This is a genomic window from Deinococcus sp. (genome assembly GCF_030523985.1).
GTDB lineage: Bacteria > Deinococcota > Deinococci > Deinococcales > Deinococcaceae > Deinococcus.
Genome location: NZ_JAUNHK010000004.1, coordinates 24,161 through 45,519 on the forward strand (window position 1 = coordinate 24,161; position 21,359 = coordinate 45,519).

At 65.7% G+C, this 21,359-nt stretch carries 22 protein-coding genes and 2 tRNA genes; 9 read left to right on the plus strand and 15 right to left on the minus strand.

Features of this window, described 5'->3' with window-relative positions:
- Positions 1–2 precede the first annotated feature (2 nt).
- Complete coding sequence (locus Q4C89_RS01450; RefSeq protein WP_303100833.1) at positions 3–299, plus strand: hypothetical protein; 297 nt, start codon at positions 3–5, stop codon at positions 297–299.
- 47 nt (positions 300–346) lie between these two features.
- On the opposite strand, the gene Q4C89_RS01455 is transcribed toward Q4C89_RS01450, so the two are convergent.
- The 7 genes from Q4C89_RS01455 to Q4C89_RS01485 form a co-directional block, all read right to left on the minus strand.
- Positions 347–934: a hypothetical protein gene (locus Q4C89_RS01455; protein WP_303100834.1), complete on the minus strand. Its 588-nt coding sequence runs from the start codon at positions 932–934 to the stop codon at positions 347–349.
- Positions 935–1,011: 77 nt separating this feature from the next.
- Positions 1,012–1,482, minus strand: coding sequence for a hypothetical protein (locus tag Q4C89_RS01460; protein ID WP_303100835.1), 471 nt, complete (start codon positions 1,480–1,482; stop codon positions 1,012–1,014).
- Positions 1,483–1,583: 101 nt separating this feature from the next.
- Positions 1,584–1,733: a hypothetical protein gene (locus Q4C89_RS01465; protein ID WP_303100836.1), complete on the minus strand. Its 150-nt coding sequence runs from the start codon at positions 1,731–1,733 to the stop codon at positions 1,584–1,586.
- 73 nt (positions 1,734–1,806) lie between these two features.
- Positions 1,807–2,535 (minus strand): hypothetical protein, encoded by a 729-nt coding sequence (locus Q4C89_RS01470; protein ID WP_303100837.1) that lies wholly within the window; start codon positions 2,533–2,535, stop codon positions 1,807–1,809.
- Positions 2,532–3,527, minus strand: coding sequence for a hypothetical protein (locus Q4C89_RS01475; RefSeq protein ID WP_303100838.1), 996 nt, complete (start codon positions 3,525–3,527; stop codon positions 2,532–2,534). Before Q4C89_RS01475 ends, Q4C89_RS01470 begins: the two co-directional genes overlap by 4 nt.
- Positions 3,524–3,739: a hypothetical protein gene (locus Q4C89_RS01480; RefSeq protein WP_303100839.1), complete on the minus strand. Its 216-nt coding sequence runs from the start codon at positions 3,737–3,739 to the stop codon at positions 3,524–3,526. Before Q4C89_RS01480 ends, Q4C89_RS01475 begins: the two co-directional genes overlap by 4 nt.
- A complete protein-coding gene (locus Q4C89_RS01485) occupies positions 3,736–3,945 on the minus strand; it encodes a hypothetical protein (RefSeq protein ID WP_303100840.1) in 210 nt (69 codons plus the stop codon). Before Q4C89_RS01485 ends, Q4C89_RS01480 begins: the two co-directional genes overlap by 4 nt.
- Positions 3,946–3,965: 20 nt before the next feature.
- On the opposite strand from Q4C89_RS01485, the gene Q4C89_RS01490 reads away from it, so the two are divergent.
- Positions 3,966–4,094 (plus strand): hypothetical protein, encoded by a 129-nt coding sequence (locus Q4C89_RS01490; protein WP_303100841.1) that lies wholly within the window; start codon positions 3,966–3,968, stop codon positions 4,092–4,094.
- 161 nt (positions 4,095–4,255) lie between these two features.
- Here Q4C89_RS01490 and Q4C89_RS01495 read toward each other — a convergent pair whose 3' ends face one another.
- Complete coding sequence (locus Q4C89_RS01495) at positions 4,256–4,702, minus strand: hypothetical protein (RefSeq protein ID WP_303100842.1); 447 nt, start codon at positions 4,700–4,702, stop codon at positions 4,256–4,258.
- Positions 4,703–4,917: 215 nt separating this feature from the next.
- On the opposite strand from Q4C89_RS01495, the gene Q4C89_RS01500 reads away from it, so the two are divergent.
- Both Q4C89_RS01500 and Q4C89_RS01505 read left to right on the plus strand, forming a co-directional pair.
- Positions 4,918–5,157, plus strand: coding sequence for a hypothetical protein (locus tag Q4C89_RS01500; protein WP_303100843.1), 240 nt, complete (start codon positions 4,918–4,920; stop codon positions 5,155–5,157).
- 337 nt (positions 5,158–5,494) lie between these two features.
- Positions 5,495–5,653 (plus strand): hypothetical protein, encoded by a 159-nt coding sequence (locus Q4C89_RS01505; RefSeq protein WP_303100844.1) that lies wholly within the window; start codon positions 5,495–5,497, stop codon positions 5,651–5,653.
- 462 nt (positions 5,654–6,115) lie between these two features.
- Here the strand turns inward: Q4C89_RS01505 and Q4C89_RS01510 are convergent, their stop codons facing one another.
- Positions 6,116–6,625, minus strand: a complete 510-nt coding sequence (locus Q4C89_RS01510) for a type II toxin-antitoxin system antitoxin SocA domain-containing protein (protein WP_303100845.1) — start codon at positions 6,623–6,625, stop codon at positions 6,116–6,118.
- A 119-nt stretch (positions 6,626–6,744) separates the two neighbouring features.
- On the opposite strand from Q4C89_RS01510, the gene Q4C89_RS01515 reads away from it, so the two are divergent.
- Positions 6,745–8,052 carry a site-specific integrase gene (locus Q4C89_RS01515; protein ID WP_303100846.1) on the plus strand — a complete coding sequence of 436 codons (1,308 nt, stop codon included), beginning with the start codon at positions 6,745–6,747 and terminating at the stop codon, positions 8,050–8,052.
- A 573-nt stretch (positions 8,053–8,625) separates the two neighbouring features.
- Here Q4C89_RS01515 and Q4C89_RS01520 read toward each other — a convergent pair.
- The 3 genes from Q4C89_RS01520 to Q4C89_RS01530 all read right to left on the minus strand — a co-directional run bounded on the left by Q4C89_RS01520 (position 8,626) and on the right by Q4C89_RS01530 (position 9,472).
- A tRNA-Lys gene (locus Q4C89_RS01520) sits at positions 8,626–8,701 on the minus strand.
- Positions 8,702–8,758: 57 nt separating this feature from the next.
- Positions 8,759–9,229, minus strand: a complete 471-nt coding sequence (locus Q4C89_RS01525; protein WP_303100847.1) for a hypothetical protein — start codon at positions 9,227–9,229, stop codon at positions 8,759–8,761.
- Positions 9,230–9,395: 166 nt separating this feature from the next.
- Positions 9,396–9,472, minus strand: a tRNA-Arg gene (locus Q4C89_RS01530).
- A 70-nt stretch (positions 9,473–9,542) separates the two neighbouring features.
- Here Q4C89_RS01530 and Q4C89_RS01535 point away from each other — a divergent pair.
- Positions 9,543–11,468: a peptidylprolyl isomerase gene (locus Q4C89_RS01535; RefSeq protein WP_303100848.1), complete on the plus strand. Its 1,926-nt coding sequence runs from the start codon at positions 9,543–9,545 to the stop codon at positions 11,466–11,468.
- A 64-nt stretch (positions 11,469–11,532) separates the two neighbouring features.
- On the opposite strand, the gene Q4C89_RS01540 is transcribed toward Q4C89_RS01535, so the two are convergent.
- Both Q4C89_RS01540 and Q4C89_RS01545 read right to left on the minus strand, forming a co-directional pair.
- A complete protein-coding gene (locus Q4C89_RS01540) occupies positions 11,533–11,802 on the minus strand; it encodes a glutaredoxin family protein (protein WP_303100849.1) in 270 nt (89 codons plus the stop codon).
- A 2-nt stretch (positions 11,803–11,804) separates the two neighbouring features.
- Positions 11,805–14,054 (minus strand): protein kinase, encoded by a 2,250-nt coding sequence (locus tag Q4C89_RS01545; RefSeq protein WP_303100850.1) that lies wholly within the window; start codon positions 14,052–14,054, stop codon positions 11,805–11,807.
- Positions 14,055–14,256: 202 nt separating this feature from the next.
- On the opposite strand from Q4C89_RS01545, the gene Q4C89_RS01550 reads away from it, so the two are divergent.
- The 3 genes from Q4C89_RS01550 (at position 14,257) to Q4C89_RS01560 (ending at position 21,067) form a co-directional block, all read left to right on the plus strand.
- Positions 14,257–16,107, plus strand: a complete 1,851-nt coding sequence (locus tag Q4C89_RS01550; protein ID WP_303100851.1) for a hypothetical protein — start codon at positions 14,257–14,259, stop codon at positions 16,105–16,107.
- A 252-nt stretch (positions 16,108–16,359) separates the two neighbouring features.
- A complete protein-coding gene (locus Q4C89_RS01555; protein ID WP_303100852.1) occupies positions 16,360–20,448 on the plus strand; it encodes an LAGLIDADG family homing endonuclease in 4,089 nt (1,362 codons plus the stop codon).
- 7 nt (positions 20,449–20,455) lie between these two features.
- The gene (locus Q4C89_RS01560) at positions 20,456–21,067 is read left to right on the plus strand and encodes a DUF3800 domain-containing protein (RefSeq protein WP_303100853.1); all 612 of its coding nucleotides are present in this window, start codon (positions 20,456–20,458) and stop codon (positions 21,065–21,067) included.
- Between the two features lie 87 nt (positions 21,068–21,154).
- Here the strand turns inward: Q4C89_RS01560 and Q4C89_RS01565 are convergent.
- The coding region (locus Q4C89_RS01565) for a hypothetical protein (protein WP_303100854.1) at positions 21,155–21,359 on the minus strand (205 nt) is incomplete at its 5' end.

Below are 21,359 nucleotides of genomic sequence, written 5' to 3' on the forward strand. Positions count from 1 at the left end.
GCATGACGGCGAAGAGAAGACTAGAAGCCCTGGAAGCGCGGCGGGGCGTGGGGTGGAAGGCGTGGGCAGAAGTGGCAAGGGCAGGGGCGCGGGCCTTCCTGTCTGTCGCCGGGGAAGACCCGAAGAGGCGGGCAGAAGTGCGGCGCATCTTCGCCCACATGCGGGCCAGTTACAGGCCGGGCATGGGCGCGGCAGACCTCGAAGCGGCCCTAGATTCTGCTTTAGATGGGCTTTTTGCCTGCCTGCCACATGACGCGGTGGTGTCGGGCCTGCTGCACCTTGCCCGCCTTCCAGACTAGGGCCGCGCCCGCTTCCGAGTCTGGAAGGGGCGCGGCAGGTCTGCGGGTCAGTTTAAGGAAGGGTCTAGCGGCGTGGGGGCCGGGTCTTCCGGTGACGTGGGGACAGGGTGGGCCAGCACTTCCAGAAGCCGGGCTAGCGTGTCTTCTGCTTCGCCGTCTTCGAGGAAGCCAGCGGAAGAGATAAGCGCGGCAGACTGCCACGCGGCGGCATAGTGGGCCGCTTCGAGGTGCTGACCGTATCGCACGGCGCGGCTATACCACGCGGCCCACGCTTCCGGGCCTGCTACATCTTCGGGCGTGGGGTCGCCCACTTCCAGCAGGAGTGCGCCGGACGCTTCGCCCACTTCGCACGCCTGGAAGCTGTGGGCCAGTGACCGAAGGGCGAAGGGGTCAGACTGCGGCAGGCTAAGGAAGGCCCGAAGGTGGGCCGCGCTGTCTTCCAGCACGCGGGCCGCTTCCTGCTGTGCGGGCGTGGGCGCTTCCACATGTTCGGAAGCCATAAAAGAGAAGACGCCGGGCAGGTCTTCGAGGCTGGCCCGAAGGCGTGCGGGCGTGGGCTGACTTTCCAGAAAAGCCCGGACGTTTAGGCGGGCGGCTTCGAGGTGGGCGGCTTCTGTTCGGGGGTCTTTGGGCATGGGGCGGGCTTCCTTTTGAGAGAAGGCCCGGCCCGGTCTTCCGGCGAAGGAAAGACGGGGGGCCGGGCGCGTGGGGCTTAGGCTTCGGGCGCTTCGGGCCGGGCTTCCCCTGTGGGCCAGCCTTCCAGCGCGGCGCGGGCTTCGCGTGCGGCTTTTTCGAGGTATTCACGGGCGCACATATCCGGCCCGGTCATGTGGGGGATAAGTGCGGCAGCTTCCAGCGCACGCCGGGCGGTCAGAAGGGACAGCACGGCAGGCACGCGGGCGAAGTCTTCCAGCGCCCACGCGAAGAGGCGGGCGAAGTCTTCCGGCAGACGTGCGGCGAAGTGCTGGCCTTCCTGCCGGACTTCGAGAAGGAAGGGGACGGCGTGCGGCGTGCGGTATAGGGTCAGGTCATGGGGGGCCGCGTGGATTTCTGCGCCGTCTGACAGGTCAAGGCAGACACGCCCGGCAACCTGCGAAGGGCTGACCTCTTCCAGCGTGGGCAGGGCCGCGAAGTCTTCCGGCGAAAAGGTCAGGGTCAGGATATGGGGGGCAGGTCTAAGCATGGTGGGCGTCTTCCTTTTCGAGTGTGAGCGAAGGGTCAGGGCTTCCGGCGAAGGAAGAGGCGGGGCGCGGGCTTTTGTCAAATCTGACACGGGGGCCGGGCCTAGTCTTTGAAGCCCGCGAAGGCCAGCGCACGGGCCGCACGTCCGGCGCACTTCGCGGCGCGGGCCAGCTTCGCGGGCGTGGGGTCTTCTGCCGCTTCGAGCAGGGCGCGGGCCGCTTCCTGTAGGGTCTGCTGTCCGGCGCGGGTCATGGTCTGCCCCTTACCCGGCGAAAAGGAAGCCGGAAGACGCGGGGACGGTGGGGCCGCTTCTCTCTTCGCCGGGTCACGCGGCCCCCTGTCCGGCTGTCTCTTCGCCGGGTCTGCCCTCGAAGTGGGCGCGGGCGGCATGGTAGGCGGCGCGGCCCTTCTCGAAGGCTTCCAGCACTTCGAGAAGGGCGCGGGCTGTGGACACGGCAGACACGGCAAGGGCCGCGCTTCCCTGTGGGCCTTCCAGAAGGGCGCGGCCCTTGAGTGCTGCGGCCCGGCCCTTTTTGTCCACTTCTGCGGGTAGGGGGTCGGGGGCTTCCAGCCTGACCCGCACGCCTTCGGGGACGCGGTACACATGGGCCGCGAAGTCAGGGCCAGCGGTTCCCACATACAGGGCCGGGCGCTGGCCTTCCTCGAAGATGACGGCGGCGCATTTGAGCGTGTGACCCTTGCCCGGCAGGTCTTCGGGGGGGCAAGCTTCGCCCACTTCCTGCCGGGCTTCTCGAAGGCGGGCCAGCCCTTCCAGAAGGGCCGCATACGCGCCTTCTGACAGGTTCAAGACCTGGCTCACTTCCGGCGAAGAGAAGACGGCCCGCACGCCCTGGCCCTTGCCCGTGCTGGCCTGGAAGGTCACGCCCACGCCTTCGGGCAGGCGGTACAGCCCGGCCCGGCTGTCTGCGGTCAGGGTGCGAAGGAAGAGGGCAGGCACGCCGGACGCGCTGCGGATGACTTCGCACGCTTCGAGGCGGGCCGCGCCGGGGAAGATGGGCCGGACGCGCCGGGCCTTCGAGGTGGGCCGGGTCACGCTTCGCCCCCTAGCAGACGGCACAGCCCGGCCCATGTGTCCCCTTCCCATACGGCACAGGGGACAGCGAAGGAAGCGGCCCGCGTGGGGTCTTCGGGGTACAGGGTGAGCGTGTAGGGCTTCCCCGTCTTCGCTTCGCTGCGGCTTCCGGTCAGGGTGTAAGGCACGCCGGGCCGCGTGCGGTACTCGAAGACCTGCCCGGCCCTATCGCACAGAAGGCGCACGCCTTCGCCGTCTTCCTTCGCCGTGATGACTTCGGGCAGGGTCAGCCGGGCCAGCGTGGGCGCTTCGGGCGTGGGGGGCTTCGCCTGGATAACTTCGCCGGGCAGGTCTGCCCACTTTTCGCGCCCGGACATATAGACCTCGAAGGCGGGCCATAAGTCAGCGGGGACGCGAAGCCCTGCCGGGTTGTATTTGTCCGGCGTGTACGGCCCTTGCCCCTTCCGGCCCGTGTACAGCACGGCCCGCACGCCGTCCGGCATGGTGAGGGCCAGCGTGTCCACGCCGGGGAAAAGGTGGGCCGCTTTTCCCGTGCTGTCAAAGAAAACAGGGTCAGGAAGTGCGCCGGGCCGGGGGTCTTTGGGGTAGAAGGCGGTCAGGTAGGGCAGGGCCGCGAAGTCTACGCCCACGCGCTGCGGGGGGACGGTCACAGCTTCTACAGGCGGCAGGGGGTAGGCGCGGGCCAGACGGTACAGCCGGGCGCGGCGCACGCGCTGGGCGTGGTCAGTGTGCGCCCATGACATATCCAAAAGTTGCGCTACCTCTTCCAGACTTTCGAGGGTCAGCCCGGCGCGAAGCCAGAAGGAAGCCCACGCGCCCACAATGGGGGCCGCGAAGTCTTCCAGCATGGCGCGGGCCGCTTCCTCTTTGGCCTGCCGGGTCTGACACGCCGGGCAATAGGTCATGTGGGGGGCGTCAGGGGCGGGCAGGGCGGCAGCTTCGCCGCAACCGTCACAGGGGGCAAAAAGGGCAAGGGACGCGGGCGCGGTCATGGGTTCACTTCCTTGTGGGCTTCGAGGGCGGCAAGGTGTCCGGCTTCTATGGCTTCTATTTGGGCAAGGCGGCGCGTGTGGACTTCGCGGGCGCGGGCCAGTTCCCGAAGCGCGGCCCTTCTTTCTTCGGGGGTCAGGTCTGCGCGGCGGCAGTCTTCGCGCATCTGTTCGGGCGTGCGGGTGTCCACGCCGGGGAAGCTGGCCCGCGTCATGGGGTCACGTCCGGCGAAGAGAGAACGGGGGACAGGGCCAGCGCCCGGCGCACGTCTTCCAGACGGCAGGCGGGGACGGTGTAGGCCGGGCTGTCTTCGCGCTTCCAGTTGCACAGCAAAAGGGCCGCGCCGTCTTCGAGGGGCAGAAGCGCGGGGGCGTCACAGACTGGAAGCGTGGGCAGTGGGGGCAGGGTGGGCGCGGTCATGCGCGGCCCTTCCTGCCCATGTGGGCCAGAAAAAAGCACAGGGCCAGAAGGCCAGCACAGGGGGCGGCGAAGAAAAGACGGTCAGGGAGTGCGGGCGCGAAGGCGAAGGCCAGAAGATAGGCCAGCGCGAAAAAGCGGGCGAAGTGTAGGGCCATAGGTGGGCCTTCCTTTTTCGGGTCTGGCCCCCTGGAAGCGGTGGGCGAAGGTGGGCGCGTGGGCGTCTTCTCTTCCTTCGCCGGGTCAGTGTCTACGCGGTCAGGGCTTCCAGTGGGGGCAGAAGGTGGGGGCCGGGTCTGGCCCCCTGTGCGGGTCATGCTGCGGCAGTCTTCGCGGGCGCGGTCATGTGCTGGACAAACTGCCAGACCTTCCGGGCTTCCTCTTCGGTTAGGGCGGCAAGGCTGTACACTTCGCGGCCCAAAACACGCCGGGCGAAGCCGTAATGCTCCATGAGTCCGGCGCGGCCCATGAGTCTGTGAAGGCGCGAAGCGCGGGCCTTGCCGATGGTGGGCGCGGGCAGGGGGGCCAGCGTTTCGGCGGTCAGGGTCAGCACTTCGGCGCGGGCCAGAAGGCGCACGGCTTCCTCGAAGTCTGCCGCTTCGCCGTCCACTTCTGCGGTCATGGGTGCGCCCACATAGGCGCGGGACAGCGTGACCGTGTGACGGCGCACGCCCCAAACTTCGCTATAAGCGCGGTCTTCGATGACTGCGGCCCATGTGCGGCTGAGGGCTTCGGGCTTTTGGGCGGTGGTATCGTTCATTTTGCTTCTTTCCTCTTCGGGTTGGGAGTCAGTGGGCGCGGTTCACTTCCTACGGCGGGCCGCGTCTTCTGCTGTCTTGAATGTTACCCTTTTTGGGGTATGATGTCAAATATGGGGTATAACCTTAAACGGGGAAGATGCCCCAAAGGGGGTAAGTTATGGGAATGAATGAGGAAATACGCGCACTAGTCGAAGTGCGCCTAAAAGAAAAGGGCATGACGCGGGCAGACCTTGCCCGCGCTGTGGATACGCGGCCTACACACATCACACGCGCCCTGAATGACACGGGGGGACGCGGCGGCAAAGTGCCGGACTTGTGGGCCAGCATCTTTGAGGCGCTAGACCTTCGCCTAACTGTGGAAGTCGAAGGCGAAGACCGGAAGCCCGGCGAAGAGAAGAGGGCCAGCACGCCCGAAGACCTGCCGGAAGCTGGAAGCGAAGGGGGGACACAGTGACGGGCCGGAAGTGGGCCGCTGTCGCCTTGTACGCGCTGTCCCTTCTTTCTTTGCTTGTGAATCTCCCTGCGCTTTTGGAAGGGGAGCCCGCGCCTTATTCCGTTTTTCTTCTGGCCCCCCTACTCGCTTACGCGGGTCAAAAGCTGTGGCAGTCCGGCGAAGAGGAAGGCCCGAAGTGACGGCTTACCGTGTGCTGTGTGCTTTAGTCATGGTGGGCGCGGTGCTGGCGGTAACTTTGCCCTCTTTAGTCCCGTCTTCTTTGAGTCTTTGGGCGGCTGTGCTGGCCTTCCTGCTGGCCCTGATGGGCTTCTTTCGCCTTCGGAAGTCAGGGGGGCGCGTGTCCGGCTCTGTTTTCTTGGGGCTGGCCTTTTTCGCCCTTTCCTTCGCTGTCCCCACAGGGGCCGGACTAAGTGGAGGCATGGCGGGCGCGGGCGCGGTGGTGCTTATAAATGCCTGGACAGGCAGACTAGGCGAAGAGAAGACGGGCCAGCCCTGACCGGGCGCACTCGAAGACATGGAAGCGCGGGCGCTGGCTTTCGCTTCCCTTCTTTTTTGGGGCCGGGCTAAGGCAGCGGGACAGACAGAAGGGCCGCACGGGTGCGGGGTTTAAGGCGGGGACACGCGCCCACAGCTTCCAGCACGGCGCGGGCCGCTTCGGGGCTGACTCTGCCGCGTGGGGCGGTCAGGTCTTCCAGTGGCAGGGTAAAAGTGCGGGTGCAATCTGCCCATGAGTCATAGGTTAGGAAGGGGTGCGCCTGGGCGCTGATGGGGGCATAGCACGGGCGAAGGTGCGGCCCCTGGCCTAGCTCATTTACCTTCGAGTTGATGACTACGCCCACAGCCGAAGACCCGGACACCATGAGGCAGATAAAAAACTTATGCTTCGCCGGGTTAGTCCCTTCCATCCACACATGAAAGACGCCCCACACGGGGGCGCGGTCTTCGCCCGCTGCGAGGCTCACGGGTGCGGGTCTGCCAGATGTTCCAGCACGGCGCGGGCATTGGGCAGCGTGCGGGCGATATGGGCGGCAGTCATGGGCAGACCGGGCGGGCAGGTCTTCCAGTCTTCGCCGCGTGTCCGGGCGCTGACCTCTTCCGGCGCGTCTTCGCCGTACAGGGCCAGCACTTCGCCCATGACTTCGAGGGCAGCCGGGCTTAGCTCTTCCATGTCAGGGGCCGCGCCTGCGGTCAGGTCTAAGCCCTGCCGGGTCAGGGTAAGCAGCGGGCCGGGCGTGGGGCCGTGTCTCATGGCTTCGTATGTCCCCCCACAGATAAGCGCACCGTACCGGGACAGGTGGGCGCGGTCAGCAAGGTAAAAAAGGGCGCTGACCTTCTCGAAGGTGGGCGCGGGCGCGTGCTGGGCAAGGAAGAGGGCAGCGGCCCGGCACGCTTCTAGGTCTTCCTCTGCCCACAGGTCAGACCCGGCGAAGAGAAAAGGCCCGGCGTGTGCGGTGCGGTGTACGGTCATGCTTCCCCCCTTCCTGCCCACGCGGGCAGGCCCACAGAATAGCGCGGCCCTCTTCCTCTTCTGTCTCTTTCCTTCCTGTAGCGTCTTCGCGCTTCCTCTTCTGTCCTAACCTGTCCGGCATGGGCAGGCAACCTAAGAAGAAAGAGGGCAAGCGGGGACACCATGAGGGCAGTTACACGCTAAACGCTTCCGGTACGGTGGGCTGGCGCGTGCGGGTCAAGTTTCCAGACGGCACAGACGAGCGGCGCACGGGGACAGCCCGCAACATGACCGAAGCGCGGGCGGCTGTCCGGCAGGTACAGGAAGAGGCGGCGGCGGGTCTGCGGCCCGTGTCTGCGGCCCTGACGGTGGGCCAGATGGTCACGGAATACATGGAAGCGAAGGCGGGGACGTGGGCAGACCGTACCCGCTGGAATAACGAAAAGCTGTATACGCGGTATGTCCTCGAAGACCTGGGCCAGCTTCGGGCCGCTGGCCTGGAAGCTAAGCGCCTGCGGGCCTACTTCGCGGCCCTCGAAGAGAGGGGCTTAGGGGACAGCGGGCGGCGGCAGGTTCACAGCCTTCTGAGCGGCGCATATAAGCGGGCCATAGGGGACGGGCTTCTAAGGGACAACCCTACCGCCCACGCGAAGCCCGGCAGGTCGAAAGACAGCGGCCCGGCGAAGTTAAAGCACTTTACGCCCGAAGAGTTACGGCGCTTTATCGAAGCGGCGCGGGCGGATAGGTGGGCGCTTCCCCTGGCCTTTATGGGCATGACGGGCTTACGGGTGGGCGAAGCCCTGGCCCTGACGTGGGCAGACCTCAAGACAGAAGAGGGGGGCGCGGTCTTTGTGGACATCTTGAAGACCCGAAGTGAGCATGAGGGCAAGGCGTACACGGGCGCACCGAAGACGGCGAAGGGGAAAAGGCGGGTCTATCTGTCCCCCGAAGCCCTGGAAGTGCTGGAAGAAATGCGCGGGCATATCGCGCTCGAAGCCCGGCGACACGGCAAAGTCTGGCCCACGAATAAGGAAGGGGCCAGCACGGGGCCGCTTTTCCCTTCTGCCCTGTCCGGGGACTTTATGCGGCAGGACACGGCCCGCCACGTCATGCGGCGCACCTGTGAGCGGGCCGGGCTTCCCCTGCTGTCCCCCCATGCGCTGCGGCACAGTACGGGAACTTTCCTGATAGCGCGGGGGGCTGACCCGGTGAGCGTTTCGGCCCTGCTAGGTCACGCCCAAACGTCTACCACGCTGAACCTGTACGCCCACGCCCTGCCGGACAAGCTGCGGGCGCTGGCCTTCGGTACGGCAGACCTTCCGGGGGGCCAGCCTGTCCCCGCAGAGAAAGCGGCGAAGGAAGAGGCGGCAGACCCGCGCCCGGCCCGGCGTGCGCCTAAGCTGGCCCGGTCTGGTAAGGCCAGCCCACGCCGGAAGCGGCAGGATTAGGGGGCATTCTGAGCAGATAATGTGCAATATGAGCAACTGCGCCCGGCAGAAGTGGGGCGCTTTTTTGTGGCCTTCCTTACGCTTCCGGCCCTTTTTCGGGCTGTCCCTGCCTTCTGTCCCCACGTTGTCCCCACGCGGCCCCAAAAGTGGGGACAGAAGCACGGCGCTTTTTTTGCCGTCTGGCATGGTCTTTTCTGGCTTGTCCCCGCGTGCTGTCCCCACGTCCCCGAAGTGTGGGGACAGTGTTTTTTATCGTGTGGGCGCGGCTTTTTCGTCTTCTGTCCCCACCGTCCCCACTTTTTTGCATAGGGTATACGCTCAAAACTTTTTAGCGCACTTCTGTTTATGAGCGTTCTCATATAAGGGCAGGGGGGCAGGCTGTCCCCATGACCCGGCGAAGGGAAGAGGGGGCCAGCACTCGAAGCCCTGGCCCCATGCTGGCCCGGCCCCCTCTTCGGGCTATGGGCCTACCCTGTCGGACATTTGGGCAAGGTTTGGGCAAAAGACCCGGCGCGGCCCTGACAGCGGGCAGAAGACAAAATAAAAAACCCCGCGCTAGGCGGGGCTTTTGCTTGGTGGGTCGTGTAGGAATCGAACCTACAACCCGCTGATTAAGAGTCAGCTGCTCTGCCAATTGAGCTAACGACCCAAGGCGGAAAGAAGTTTACGGCCAGGGAGCTGAATTGTCAAGCCTTGCCCCTATGCCTCAGGGGCTGTCGAAGGCTGGAAGGAGTTGGGGCCTGTGCTGCACGGCGTAACCCCGAGTCAGCAGTTGCAGGCTCTGGGGGGTGGGGGAAAGGACGAGCACCCGTGCCAATGGCCCGGAAACCATCAGGGTCGCGTCCCCCTCCACGGTGGTGACCTGCTTGCCCGACGCTCCGGTAAGCTCCGCCGCTGTAAAGCCCGGCTGCTCTAGGGTCATCTGCCAGCCACGGGTGCGTTGCTCGCCGTCGTAATCCACCGTGACTGCCTGGGCTGGGAGCGGGGGCCGGGTGTCCCACCTCACCCGCCGGACCCCCACCTGATCGGCCACCTTGCCGCGCTGGTCGGCCTGGGCGTCGTAGGAGCCGTTGGCGGTGAAGAGCACGCGGCTGGTCAGGTCGCCCCCGCCGCTTTCCGGTTGACGCTGACACGATGCGAGCAGGGCGGCAAGCAGCAGGGGCACGAGACGTTTCATGCCCGCATAGTAGCCGCGCCGGGCCACAAGCGCCAAAAACATGCGCCCACACGCGGAAAGTTTCCTCATGCGTCTCAGGGTCGCGTGCTACAATTCGCCGCGTGTGCTGTACGGAGCCGTGCCCCGAAACGAAAACCGCCGCCCCGAGAGGCGGCAGTGTTTTGGGTGGCGCACTCGACTGGACTCGAACCAGTGGCCTTTGGCTCCGGAGGCCAACGCTCTATCCACCTGAGCTACGAGTGCAGAGCTTGGGTAAGCTAGCACTTCGCCTCAGCGAGTGCAAGGTATCCGGGTGGGGCGACAGGGAGAAGAAGTGAACAAAAAGAAAGCTGTCAACGGCCTGCTGATTGGCCTATCCGTTCTGCTGGTCGCCGGGATGGCCTACCAATTCACGCCCAACGTGGGCAGCCTGTTTAACCGTCAGCAGGGCACCCCGGCCTTCAAGGTGAACGGTGAAGTGGTCACCACCGAGGAACTCGAGGCGGCCCGCCGGGGCAACCCCATCCTCGCCAGCACCGACGAGGGCGTGCTGGGCGACGATTTCAAGACCTATCTGGTGTCACAGGCCATCGATCGCAAGGCCATCACCGGGGGGCTGGGCGACATTCAGGTCAGCCGCGCCGAGGTGGACGAACAGGTCAAGAAGGTCCGTGAAGCCAACGGCCTGACCGACAACAAGGCCTGGACCGACGCCCTTCAGAGCAACGGCCTGACCGACTCGGGGTTCCGCACCCAGGTCAAGCAGCAACTCGCCTATGACAAGAAGCTGGAGCAACTTCGCACCTCGACCCCAGCCCCCACGGACGCCGAACTGCGGGCTTTCTACGACCTGAACAAGAGCAACTACCAGTCCGAACCCCAGATCGTGGCCCGTCAGATCGTGGTGACGGACAAGGCCAAGGCCGCAGGGCTGCTGGCCCAGGCGCGGGGTGGGGCCGACTTTGCGGCGCTCGCCACGGCCAACAGCACCGAGGGCAAGGACCGGGGCGGCGCTCTGGCTCCCCTGGAAAACGGACAGCCGCGCCCCGTCGTGCAGGCCACCCTGCCCACCGAAGTGGGGGCCGCGGCCTTTGCCCTCAAGACGGGCGGCATTACCGATGTGATCGAGAGTAACGGCAAGTTCTACATCGTCAAGGTCGAGAAGTTCCTGCCCGGTCAGCCCAAGACCTTCGAGCAGGCCAAGGCCGACGTGACCACCGCCGTGCGCCAGCAGAAGCAGAACGCCGCCATCGAAAAGTGGTCGGACGGGCTGCGGCAGAGCGCCCAGGTCGAGTACGTGGACCCCGCCTGGAAAATCGAGAACCCCACCGTGGCGAGCGTGGCCGGGAAAAACATTCCCTACTCCGAGGTCGTGGCGCAGGTGGTCAACAACCAGCAGATTGCCAGCTTGGTGGGCCAGTTGCCGCCCGAGCAGTTGCCCGAGCTGCTGAACAAGACTTTCAAGCCCCAGGTCGTGCAGCAACTGATTCAGGGCTTCGCCGCGCCCAACGTCGCCCAGAAGTTGGGCCTGGCCCTCACCGGACCTCGCCAGCAGATTGCCCAGCAGCTCGCGCAGTACGGAGCGCATGACGTGCAGGTCACGGACGCCGATGTGCAGAAGTACTACCGCGAAAACGTCGCGCAGTTCGAGACACCCGCCAGCGCCACGCTGGACGAGGCTAGCTTCAAGGACAAGAACCAGGCTGCCGCTTTCCGCGCCGACTGGAACGGTCAGGGCGACTTTGTGGCCGCCGCGACCAAGGCGGGCGGCACGGTCAGCGAACGCGGGCAGGTGGCCCCCACCCCCGACCAGACCGGGCAGGTGCCCCCCGTGACCGCCGCTGCTTTCAATCAGACGCTGCGCCCCGTCGGCAGTGGCAGCCTGACCCCGGTGGTGCAGGTGGGTGACCGCTATGTGGTCGGCTACGTCCGCGACCTGACCCGCGCCAGCACCAAGCCGCTGAGCGAAGTGGCGGGCAGCATCCGCGAGCAACTGCTGACCCAGAAGCAGGCCGAAGTCGGTCAGGCGTTCCTCGACAAGCAGGTGTCGGCCCTGAATCCCAAGAACAACCTGGAAGCGGTTCTGGCGGCCCAGGCCAAGCGGGTCGGTGCGCAGAAACCGACCACGCCCGCGCCCGCGACGCCCGAAGGTGGCAGTGCGCCCGCCCAGCCCGCCACCACTCCGGCGGAAGAGGCTCCCGCTGACGGCACCTCGACCGAGAGCACGCCCACCGAAAGCACCCCACCCGCTCAGCGCTGAGCCACTGAATAAGAGCAGGCCGCCTTCGTTTGCTGGAGGCGGCCTGCCTTTTGCTTTGGCCCGGTCAGTCCGGCTTGGTAGGGGTGGCAAATTCGCGCAGCAGTTGCAACTTGAGCTGGGTGAGGCGGGAGCGGCTCAGGACACCGCGCAGCAGTTCGCGTTCGCCCAGCGCCAGCACCGGGATGTGGTGCCCGTACCGCGCCCGCAGGTCGGGGTCGTCGTCAATGTTGCAGACTTGGTACGCCAGTTCCATCTGCTCCAGATGTTCGGCGGCCTGTTCGCATAGGTGGCAGCCGGGGCGACTGTAGAGGGTGAGCTGGGGCAGACGTGACATGTTCAGTTCACTTCCTGCGCTGCCATTCCCGGACGGTCCACGATCACCATGGCCCGCAGCGGCGCGTACATGTCGCGTTGGGTCAGCATGTCACCCGCTGGGGAGAAGGTTCGCAGCACCTGCCCCCCCTGACGCACGGCATAAATGCGCCCGTCGTCGGCAATTTCGAGCAGCCAGGGAGAGTCGACCGGTTCGCCCACCAGGGTTTCGAGCGCGAAGGTGGTGCCGGTGGTACCGTCGGCCTCGATTTTGCGAACCTTCCGCGCCACGCTGTCCACGATGTAGACGCCGCCCCGGCGATCCACGCCCAGACCGTCCAGCCCGCGCAGTTGCTCGGTGTTGCGCTCCAGGCGGAAGGCGTAGCGGCTGACATATTCGCCCTTGAGGGTCAGGCGCTGCACCTCGTGGTTGCCGCAGTCGAGCACATAGACCTGACCGTCGTGGCCGATTTTGAGAATGGCGGGACGGTCGAAGCGGCCCATTCCCTCGCCGCGCCCCCCGAAGCGGAAGAGGTACTCGCCCTGGTCGCTGAAGACGCTGATCTGGTGGGTTTCGCCGTCGAGGACATAAACCCGGTCTTGCCACACCGCGAGGCTGACCGGACGCAGCAGGTGGCCTGCCGCCAGACCGTAGGGCGCGAAGGCCGCCAGTTCCTCGCCTGCCGGGCCCAGTTTACGAATCAGGGCCGTCGCCTGCCCCTGCTGGTAGTCGGGCAAGGCCACATACAGCTGTCCCTGGGCATTTCCGGCGATGGCGACGGGCGCGGCGGGCAGCGCTCCTTCCTGGGTGCCCAGGTCGCGCAGGCTCAGGCGCAGTTTGCCGTTCAGGTCGAGCAGGCGCAGGGTGCCGCCCTTTTCCTCGATGCCTACCGCCAGCGCCACCGGGTCGGTGAAGGCTTCGTCTTCCAGCACGCCCGCGTCCAGCCGGGCAATGACCTCGTCGAGGGTGGGGCGCAGCGCCGGGTCTTTTTCGATCATGTGCAGAATCAGGTCGTTGAGCTTGCCGGGTACGTCCAGCTTGACCTGCTTGGGCGGCTTGGGCTGCTCGAAGACCTGCTGATGCACCACGGCTTCATAGCTGCCCTTGAAGGCGGTGACGCCCGTGACCATTTCGTAGGCGAGCAGGCCCAGCGAGTACACGTCGCTGCGGGCGTCCACCCGGTTGCCCTTGGCCTGTTCGGGGGCCATGTAAATCGGCGTGCCGACCCGCGCCCCGGTCATGGTGAGGCGGGTCAGCACCTTGCCCACCGCGATGCCGAAATCCATCAGCTTGATGCCGCCTTCGCGCAGCTTGCCGTTTTCGAACGCGCCACGCAGCACCATCACGTTGGCGGGCTTGATGTCGCGGTGAACCACGTTCTGCATGTGGATGTGCCGCAGCGCGTCGGCCATCGACCGCAGCATCTGGGCACTTTCGGAAAAGCTGAAGGGGCGGCGTTCGAGCAGGTCTTCGAGGCTCTCGCCGTCGAGAAACTCCATGGCGATGTAGTGTTCGGGAGCCTGCATGCGGTAGTCGTAGACCCGCACGATGTTGGGGTGGGTAAAACGCTTGAGGACTTCGGCCTCGCGGTAGAAGCGCTTGACGAACTTGGCGTCGGCCAGATACTTCTCCTGCGGCACCTTCAGCGCCACGATCTTGCCGTCCTGGCGGCGCTTGGCGCGGTAGACGCTGCCCATGCCGCCGATGCCGACCCGTTCGAGCACTTCGTAGTCCTGAAAGAACACGTCGCTGGCCGTGCCCGCCCCGGTGCGCTGCGGCAGGCGGTTGCGGGCGGTCTTGGCGGTCCGTAGCGAGCCGCCTGCGGTGCGGGTGTTGCGGGTGCTGGTGTGGCTGCGGGTCGCCCGGGTCGAGCGGCCCTTGGGCGACAGGGGCGAAAACTGCGGCAGTTTGAATGTCTCGGCGGCCCGCCGAATGCGGTTGCCCTGCGCCCCTCCCTTCTGGGCCGGTGACCCCGGGTCGCTCGCCGGACGGCGGAACTTGGCGAGTTTGTCCTCCTGCGCGGGGGCAGGCCGCCACAACAGCGAGACCAGCGAGCCGCCCAGCAGCGCCGCCACCACCGTCAGCAGGCCCTGCATGCGGGGCGGCACGCCGACCACCGCGCCGCCGACCTGCACGTTCACACTGAGCACGAGAAAACAGAGTCCCAGCACCAGCAGCGCCGTCAGCAGCCCCAGCAGTCTTTCCGAGAAACGACCGAGCAGGAGCAGCAGCAGGGACACCACGAACAGGGCCAGCAGCAGCAGCAGAGTCATTTCGCCTCCCGTAGAGGCCAGCAGGCCGCTTCCGAACAGCAGGGGGGGAAAGCGGGAAGACGCGACACCATTTCTCTACAGTTATACCCCCGAACCTTGCAGGGGCCTTACACCCCATCTGCCCCGCCGCAGGCCCTGCCCCCCGACCCCCCCCAAAATCGGGTCGGCAGGCGGCAGGTCCCCGTGCGAAAATGCCCGCACCGTGCGCCCTGACCCGACTTCGACCCTCGCCGGAATTCCGGGGCTGACAGCACTGGTCGAACTGTACGAGTACAAGGTGGCCGACTTGGGGCGAGGCCGGGAGCCGAGCGGCGGCCTGCGGAGCGTGCGCGAGCTGCGGCGCACCCTCTTGACGGCAGAGTTGCCGCGCCCCTTGCAGCGCCGACTGGTGGGTGCCGACCGGCTGTATCTGCGCTGGAAGGAGAGCGCGTCTCCGGCCCCGGCTCCCACGCGGCCCGGTGTGTGGCAGGCACCTTCTACCACCAACGACGAGGAAGCGCAGGCCTGGCACGAATTGCAGCGGCTGATGTGGCACGCCGACCTGATGGCCGAGATGGACACGGCGACTCAGGATCTTCGCCTGGAAGCCGGGCGGCCCACCCTGCGCGTGCTGTATGCCGTCACCGAGAACGCGGAGCGGGCCGAGCGCGGCCTGACCGTGCCTTTCGCGGTGCCGCCGATTCACGATTCCCTGGTGTCGCTCGGCAACAGCGAGGTGGTGCGGCAACTGACCCGAACTGTGGGCGACATGCTGCTGCTGCCAGCGGGTCAGCAGTGTGTGCAGCAGGCGCTGGCCCAGGTTCACGACAACCCCTTTCCCCGTCATCCCGACGAGGATGTGCTGCTGGCGCAGCTCAGCGCCGTGGAGCAGGGACACTGGAGCGAACACGAACGCGAGGTGCTGAAGGCGGCGCTGCGGGCACAGTTGGGCCTGCGGGCCGAATTCAACCGCGACCCCCGTGAACGCCCCGAGTTGCGGGCCGCCGCCCGGCGCATCCAGAACTGGTTAGGCCCCCGCCTCGACCGCCAGCCTCGCCTGCTGACCGGAGCGGTTCCGGCCCACAGCATCCTGTATGCCCAGGAAGCGGCCAGTGCCCTGAGCGGCCCCCCCGAGGACCGTGACCTCCTGTGCCTCTATCTGGGCAGCCCCCAGCGGCTGGCGCACTGGCGCGGCCTGAAGTTGTCCTGGCGCTCGATGGGACCGAACTGGCAACTGCTGGTGCAAGACGCCGAGGGCGACGCGGAAGACAAAGAGCCGGGCGGCAAGAGCACCGGGCAGGTGGCCCTGCTGCGCCCCGACCTGCCCGCCAGCGAACGCCACGCCCGCGTGCAGGTGGGTGGGCGCAGGCTTCAGCTGTTCTTCTGTGGCGATTATGTGCTGCTGCGCTTACAGGAAGACCCCCGCAGCCTGGAACGTCTCGCCTACCTCGCGGCCCAGGGGCGGGCGGCGGCGCTGCTGCTCGACCCCGCCGAGGACTACGGGTATCTGCGGCTGGGGCGTGCCCTGGCCCAGCGGCTGCGCGGCGGCCCCATGCACGCGGCGTCCAGCCGGGCACCCCGTTACGCGGCCCTGACCCCTCCCGAGCGGCTGCAATCGGCGCGGCGCACCCTGGAAACGTTGGGGCCACTGCTGCGGCGCGTCGGGCCAGCGGGAACGGCAGAAGCGGCCCAGGCCGCCCAGAACGCCCTGCACCTCCCCACGCACTACGGGGCCACGCTGCATCAGGCCGTGCATCAGGCGACCTTCATTCCCGAAACCTTGAGTGGCCCCCAGACCCCGGCCACCCCCTCGACGTTCCTGAACGCCAACGGCATCTTCGGCACGTTCCGCACCGACTCGGGCGTGCTGGAACTGCGCTTGCCGGGGGACCGCATCCTGACCCTGCTGCGCGACTACCGGGGCGAACTGGTGGCCCTGCTGCCTGGACAGGTCAGCACGTCGGTCGGTGACGTGCAGGTGCTGCGGCTGCATGACCTGACCGTGGTTCTCGCCCAGCATGGCCCGCTGCTGGCGGTGGGCGTCCTGCCGATGACCAGCGGCCCCGTGGCCTGAGCGTCACCGCACTGCATCTTGTACGTTTTCATCGGGAGGCATACCAAGGGTTGTATGTCAATGCTTGTTAGCCTTCGGCCCCGGTGCTAGAGTCCTGCAAAGAAAAGCCAGGTGCTTGACTCGTGACCAGTCCAGTCTAACGGCTGTCCTGTGATTCAGGGCAGAGGTTGCGCTGTGCCGTTTGGGGGTCAGGCCACCACAAATCCACTTTCTGCGCCCGGACGCCTGCCCGTCTCGCGGCCAAGGAGCTTCATGACCACTGTGCCCACCTCTGCCACCCCGCGCCCCGACAAGACCGCCCTCCACTTCGACGAAAACGCCCAGCACATCGCCAAGCGTCAGTATTTGCAGCAGGGAGACGGCGACATCAGCGGCATGTTCTGGCGAATCGCCGACTGGGTGGCGGGGGCCGAACAGCCCGAAGCGCGGCAGAAGTGGGCGCAGCAGTACTACGACCTGATGGCCGAAAAGAAGTTCTGCCCCGGCGGACGCGTGCTGGCGGGCGCAGGCACGCAACACGGCAACGTCCTGAACTGCTTCGTGCAGGGGGCCACCGAGCATGCCCCCGAATCGTTCGAAGGCGTGATGGAAGTCGCCAAGAAGCTGGCCCTGGTGACCAAAGTGGGGGGCGGCAACGGCGTCAACCTGGACGTGTACACCCCCCGTGCCGCCAGCAGCCGCTCCGACAGCGGCGTGCGCGGCTGGGTCTACATGAGCGCCACGCACCCTGACGTGCAGGACTTTATTGAGGGGTTGATGCGCCCACCCACCCAGCCCGACGGCGAGAAGCAGCCTGTGGCGGTTCGCAACTGGACGCGGGTGGTCTACGGTCAGGCCATCAGCCCCGAACTGGTCGCGCAGGCACGGGCGGGCGGCGTGCAAATCGTGCGGACGCTGCCTGAAGGTGTACACACCGTCCCCGACGACATGGGCGGCATCGTGGACGCGGCGCGGATGGTGGCGGAAAACGCCAAGTTGGGTCTTGAACCCCGCATCGACCTCTCGCAGATGCGCGAAGAAGGCGCACCCATCAAGGGTTCGGGCGGCACCAGCAGCGGCCCGGTCAGCTTCCTGCTGGAAATCTTCGACAACTTCCTCGAATGGGCCAACCGTGGCGCCGAGCAGAGCGGGCCGATCAACACGCTGCGCTACGTTTACGCCCCCGTGCTGCGGGTGGTACGTCAGGGCGGCACCCGGCGCGGCGCGGGCATGGCGACCATCTCCATTGAGCATCCCGACGTGCTGGACTTCCTGACCGCCAAGGACCTCGACCGCGAGGCCGCCGAGGGCGACATTTCCACCTTCAACATCTCCATTCTGGTGGACACCCGGTTCTGGGACACCCTGCAAGCGGGCGGCCTGTGGCCCCTGGAGGCGCAGGACGTGGCGGGCAAGTATTACCTGGCCCCACAAACGGGCGAGTACAGCGGCACGCTGCCCCAACTCCCCACCCGCGAGGAGGACGGCGCAAAAGGGGTGCCCGTGTACGCGGGTGGCATTCCCGCCGCGTGGCTGTGGGACGAAATCGCCCAGCACGCCTGGAGCACGGGCGAACCGGGGCTGATTTTCAATGACCGCGTGAACGAATACTCGGCGCTGAAGAACCTGGGGAAAAGGTACGAGATTCGCTCGACCAACCCCTGTGTGACGGCCGACACCTGGGTCAGCACGGCTTTTGGTGCGCGGCAAGTACGCGACCTGATCGGCAAGGATTTCTGCGCCACTGTGGACGGACAGAGCTTTGAGGCACGCGGCGGCTTCTGGCTGACGGGCGTCAAACCCGTGCTGAAAGTCACCACCCGTCGCGGCTATGAACTGCGCCTGACCGATAATCACCGTCTGCTGAAAGTGGTGCGCCAGACCCGTGACGTACAGGAGACGGCCTGGACGGAAACGGGCGACCTCGCCGCAGGTGACCGCATCATGCTGAACGACCATCGCAGCGTAAAAGCCTGGGCAGGCGCGGGCAATTTCAGCGAAGGCTGGCTGCTCGGCTCGCTGATTGGCGACGGCACTTTTCTCACCGACAAGGCCCGTCCGATGGCGGCGCTGGGCTTCTGGGGCGAGGGGCGCGAAGAACTGGCAGACGCAGCCCAGGTCGTGCTGAGCAAGCTGGGCGCGGTCAAAAAGCTGTGGCGCAGCAACGACGAGGAGCGCGGGCGCATTCGCCTGAGCAGCGAAGCCCTGGCGGAACTCGCCGCCAAATACGACATCGGGCACGGTGAGAAGACCCTGACCGACAAAGTGGAGCAGGCGGGCTACGAGTTTTACAGGGGCGTGCTGCAAGGGCTGTTTGACGCCGACGGCAGCGTGCAGGGCCACCAGAGCAAGGGCGTCAGCGTGCGGCTGGCCCAGTCCGACCTTGGCCTGCTGCAACGTGCCCAGCGGATGCTGGCGCGTCTGGGCATTTTGGGCAGCCTCTATGCCGAGCGCCGCACCGTTGGCACGCACAGCTTGCCCGACGGCAAGGGCGGCAGCGCCGAATACCGCATCAAGGCGCAGCACGAACTGGTCATCAGCGGCAGCAACCTGAGCCGCTTTGCTGAGGTCGTCGGCTTCCGCGACAGCCGCAAGGCCGCGCTGCTGAGCGAAAAACTGGCAGGTTATGCTCGCCAACTCAACCGCGAACGCTTTTGCGACGAAATCATCAGCATCGTTCCAGACGGTGAAGAAGCGGTCTATGACGTGACGGTGGAGCAGGTGCACGCCTTCGATGCGAACGGCGTCTTGGCCCACAACTGCGGCGAAATCCCCCTCACCGTCGGCGAGCCCTGCGACCTCGGCGCCATCAACCTCGCGGCCTACGTTGAAAACAGCACCTTCAACTTCAAGCTGTTCCGCCAGGACGTGAGAACCTGCGTTCGTTTCCTTGACGACGTGCTGGATGTCAACGTCTTTGCGCTGGAAGACAACCGCGTGGCCTCGCAAGACCTGCGTCGCCTGGGCCTGGGCGTGATGGGTCTGGCGGACGCCCTGATCAAGATGGGCCTGCGCTACGACAACGAAGCGGGACGCCAAGCCATTTACGACATCATGAGTGCGCTGCGTGAAGAGGCAGTGGCCGAAAGCGAACGCCTCGGCACGGAGCGCGGCATTTACCCCGTTTACGAGCGCCACGCTGACCAAATCCCGCACCAGCCCAGGCGCAACGTGGCGGTGCTGACGGTGGCCCCGACGGGCACGACCTCCATGCTGATGGGCGTCAGCAGCGGCATCGAACCCGTCTTCAGCCCCTTCATCTGGCGCAAGATCGGCAGCGAGTACCGCGCCCTGCTCGCCCCGCTGTTCGTGGAACTGCTGGAAAGCTACCCCGCCCCCCAGGGCATGAGCAAAGACGGCAGGAACGGCTCCGGGAACGAAACGCGCCCCGGCTGGGACTGGGACAAAGTCACCGAAGCGGTGAGCGAAAACCACGGCTCGGTGGTGGGCCTGAGCTTTATTCCCGAGGCCATTCAGCAGGTCTTTGTGTGCGCCCACGACATCAGCCCCGCCGACCATGTGCGGATGCAGGGCACCGTGCAGCGGGCCTTCGACGACGGCGGGCAGCACGCCGCCAACAGCCTGAGCAAAACCATCAACCTGCCCAACAGCGCCACCGTGCAGGACGTGCAGGACGCCTACAGCGAAGCCTACAAGACGGGCTGCAAGGGCATTACCGTATACCGCGACGGCTCGCGCCAGTTCCAAGTGCTCTCAACCAGCAAGAAGAAGGCCAAGAAAGAGGAAGCCGAGAGCGAGAAGGCCGAAGCAAGCCCCCAACCCTTGGCCCTCAACCCTCAACCCTCGACCCCCCAGCCCCGCTACGAGCGCCCTGCCCGTCTGCGCGGCGTGACCGACATGGTCAAGCTGACCGACCCCACCAGCGGACATCGCCGCTCGTTCCTGGTCACGGTCAACGAACTGGAAGGCAAGCCCGTGGAAGTGATGGTCATTTCGGGCCGCGCCGGGGACGAAGCCAACGCCGACTCCGAAGCGCTGGGCCGCGTGGTCAGCATCGCACTGCAACATGGCGTGCCCGCCCAGGCCATCATCCACACCCTGCGCGGCATCAACGGCGGGCTGTACGGCAGCTACAACGGGCGCTTGGTGGGCAGCAAGGCCGACCTGATTGCGGTGGCACTCGACACCTTCCAGAAGGAACTGGGCCAGAAGGACTTGGAAGCCAGCACACTGCCCCCCCTGGCAGGCGGCAGCGGTGAGCCTGCGCCGAGCAGCGCCGCCCAGGGCGTCAGCACCGACAGCATGCAGAAGGAAAAGTGCCCCGTCTGCGAGGCCAAGGCCGTGATTCGGGAAGAAGGCTGCCTGAAATGCCAAGCCTGCGGCTACAGCAAGTGCGGGTGAAGCTGATTTGATTGTTTTTCTGGACGAAAGTGGGGATGCAGGCTTCAAGCTTGGGCAAGGTTCCTCGACCTATTTTGTCATCGCTCTCGTCATCTTCGACAGTTTCGACGATGCCGAGGCAACAGCAAAAGTCATACAGGGTTTGCGGGGCAGCCTTAAGCTCCATTCCCACTTTGAGTTCAAATTCAACAAAATGAGCGACCAGCTCAGGCTCCAGTTTCTCGAAGGGGTGCAACAAGCGCCCTTTCGGGTCAGGGCGATGGTGGTGGACAAGCGTCTTCTGGTCTCTGAGAGTTTCAGGCAGGACAAGGAGAAGTTTTACAGCTCCTTTGTCAAATTGGCCCTACAACGCCATGCAGCGTCCATAGCTGGAGCAAAATTGCGCGTGGACGGCTCGGGCGACCGGGCTTTCAAGAAGGCATTCGGCGGCTATCTCAGAAAGGAACTGGGAGGCCTACTCGCTGACTGCAAATTCCGCGACTCCGCCTCGGATGACCTGATCCAACTCGCCGATATGCTGGCTGGCTCGATTCGCCGTGCCTATGACGAGGAAAAGCGCGACAGAGGCTTTCTGGAACGTGTGCGTCACAAGGTGCAGGATGTCTGGGAGCCTGAATAAAACAGAAGAAACCCGGCTCCTATCCCATTTAGGGCACGCACACCATACGGTGACAGTTCGGAAGTCCGGGTCGTTTGTAAGACAAGTCTACACGGACGAAAGCACTAAGTCAACAAATTCTGCGTCTACAACGGACTTGAAAACGCCTTTCCCCGCCTCCACGCGGGGATTTTTTTGTCCTTCCGCAGCAGCAAAGCCGAACCAATTCCCAGCCTCACCCGCGCATGCCATCATGTCCCCATGACGGAACTGCACCCCGCCTACCCAGCCGAAAAGGTGGCGAACCGCCTGA

Bases quoted from the DNA above. Each gene is read 5' to 3' on its own strand.
- Q4C89_RS01485 (WP_303100840.1), bottom strand. From the start codon at position 3,945: ATGACCGCGCCCACCCTGCCCCCACTGCCCACGCTTCCAGTCTGTGAC.
- Q4C89_RS01465 (WP_303100836.1), bottom strand. From the start codon at position 1,733: ATGACCCGCGCCGGACAGCAGACCCTACAGGAAGCGGCCCGCGCCCTG.
- Q4C89_RS01460 (WP_303100835.1), bottom strand. From the start codon at position 1,482: ATGCTTAGACCTGCCCCCCATATCCTGACCCTGACCTTTTCGCCGGAA.
- Q4C89_RS01500 (WP_303100843.1), top strand. From the start codon at position 4,918: ATGACGCGGGCAGACCTTGCCCGCGCTGTGGATACGCGGCCTACACAC.
- Q4C89_RS01495 (WP_303100842.1), bottom strand. From the start codon at position 4,702: ATGAACGATACCACCGCCCAAAAGCCCGAAGCCCTCAGCCGCACATGG.
- Q4C89_RS01525 (WP_303100847.1), bottom strand. From the start codon at position 9,229: ATGAAACGTCTCGTGCCCCTGCTGCTTGCCGCCCTGCTCGCATCGTGT.
- Q4C89_RS01455 (WP_303100834.1), bottom strand. From the start codon at position 934: ATGCCCAAAGACCCCCGAACAGAAGCCGCCCACCTCGAAGCCGCCCGC.
- Q4C89_RS01475 (WP_303100838.1), bottom strand. From the start codon at position 3,527: ATGACCGCGCCCGCGTCCCTTGCCCTTTTTGCCCCCTGTGACGGTTGC.
- Q4C89_RS01480 (WP_303100839.1), bottom strand. From the start codon at position 3,739: ATGACGCGGGCCAGCTTCCCCGGCGTGGACACCCGCACGCCCGAACAG.
- Q4C89_RS01510 (WP_303100845.1), bottom strand. From the start codon at position 6,625: ATGACCGTACACCGCACCGCACACGCCGGGCCTTTTCTCTTCGCCGGG.
- Q4C89_RS01515 (WP_303100846.1), top strand. From the start codon at position 6,745: ATGGGCAGGCAACCTAAGAAGAAAGAGGGCAAGCGGGGACACCATGAG.
- Q4C89_RS01540 (WP_303100849.1), bottom strand. From the start codon at position 11,802: ATGTCACGTCTGCCCCAGCTCACCCTCTACAGTCGCCCCGGCTGCCAC.
- Q4C89_RS01450 (WP_303100833.1), top strand. From the start codon at position 3: ATGACGGCGAAGAGAAGACTAGAAGCCCTGGAAGCGCGGCGGGGCGTG.
- Q4C89_RS01545 (WP_303100850.1), bottom strand. From the start codon at position 14,054: ATGACTCTGCTGCTGCTGCTGGCCCTGTTCGTGGTGTCCCTGCTGCTG.
- Q4C89_RS01555 (WP_303100852.1), top strand. From the start codon at position 16,360: ATGACCACTGTGCCCACCTCTGCCACCCCGCGCCCCGACAAGACCGCC.